Below are 1,563 nucleotides of genomic sequence, written 5' to 3' on the forward strand. Positions count from 1 at the left end.
AGGCAATGCCCCGCCGCGGCACCGGCGGGAAAGCAGATGTAGTCGCCGGCCTTCATGGCATAGGCCGCGTCGCCGACATACGCGGTAAGCGCCCCTTCGAGGATGAAGACATGCTCTTCCTCGAAAATATGGTAATGCGCCGGCGAGGACTGCTTGCCAGCCGGAAGCTCCTCGATTGCCACGCCGACACGGTGTTTTTCGCCAAGGGCGGCCAGCGACAAATGCCGGTAGCGCAGGCCGAAGCGTGGCACGTCGGACCATTCCGTCCACGGCACCTCATCCGATGCGAATGGTAGCGGCGGTTTAGCTTCGTCCACCATTAGGGGCTCCTGGTTCTGTCGCCTTGCCCCTCGTCGCATGCTGCTGGAGGGTCCACAACAGAACAAAGCTGCCAGCTTCCAGCTAAACCGCCAAGCGGTGTTCGCTACGCTCCTGACAAAGCCGGACAGAAGCCGCGCGCTTCAGCCTCGGATGGCCTTGCCCGCCTGCTGCAGCAATTCGAACGCAGCGAAGCGTTTGGCATGCCAGCCGGCCAGCGTAGCGTCGGGATGATAGACCTCGCCGAGTTCCGACATGCCGGCCATCGCCGCCGCCACATCCTTGTAGGCACCGGCGGCGACCGCGCCCAGCATCGCCGAGCCGAGCAGCACCGGTTCCGGCGAGGTCGAGGCCACCACCACCATGCCTGTGGTGTCCGCCAGCAGTTGGCGCACCAGCGGGCTTTGGCCGGCGCCGCCACTGACCACGATGGTGTCGACGGGAATGCCCTTGTCATGCTCGGCCCGCACGATCTGGCGCGCGCCGTAGCCCAGCCCGCAGACCCCGGCGACATAGAGCCCGACCAGGCTGTCGAGGCTGGTGTCGAGATCAAGCCCGGCGATCAGCGCGCGCGCGTCCGGGTCGGCGAAGGGCGCGCGGTTGCCGAGGAACTCCGGCACGACATGGATGCCGCCGACCAGGGCCGGCGTGGCCGCGGCTCCATTGCGGCTTTGCGCCTGCAGCGACAGCCAGGCGCTGAGGCTGAGCCCCTCGGCTTGCGCTTTGGCGGTCGCTTCGCCGGCTGCAGGGTGCATGCGCACCAGATGATCAATCGCAGCACCGGCTGCCGACTGGCCGCCCTCGTTCAGCCACAGGCCCGGCACCATGGCCGAGAAATACGGACCCCAGACACCGTCGACGAAGGCCGGCTCGGCGGTCGACGACATTGTGCAGGCCGAGGTGCCGAAAACATAGGCCATGCGCGACGGCACGCTGCCGAAATCGCCGCGCGCGCCGACCGTGCCGACGCCGCCGGCATGCGCGTCGATCAGTCCGGCCGCCACCTCGGTGCCGGGGTTGAGACCAAGGTCCGCTGCTGCCTGCGCGGTCAATCCGCCGCCGAGTGCGGCACCGGCCGGCACGATCTCGGTGCCGATGCGCGTGAATGCTTCGTCGGCCAGCGCGCCGAGGCCGATCTTGCGGAAATACGTCTCGTCCCAGCGGCTCTCATGCGCCAGATAGGTCCATTTGCAGGTCACCGTACAGACCGAACGGGCAAGGCTGCCGGTCGCCCGCCAGGTGAGG

At 67.7% G+C, this 1,563-nt stretch carries 2 protein-coding genes; both read right to left on the reverse strand.

From position 1 onward, the window contains the following. The coding region (locus EN914_RS34990; protein ID WP_127389669.1) for a cupin domain-containing protein at positions 1 to 320 on the reverse strand (320 nt) is incomplete at its 3' end. A 141-nt stretch (positions 321 to 461) separates the two neighbouring features. Then, on the reverse strand, positions 462 to 1,563 hold a 1,102-nt coding region (locus EN914_RS34995; protein ID WP_127389670.1), incomplete at its 5' end, for an FGGY family pentulose kinase.

The organism is Mesorhizobium sp. M7A.F.Ca.CA.001.08.2.1, from assembly GCF_003998455.1.
In the GTDB taxonomy this organism is placed as follows: domain Bacteria; phylum Pseudomonadota; class Alphaproteobacteria; order Rhizobiales; family Rhizobiaceae; genus Mesorhizobium; species Mesorhizobium ciceri.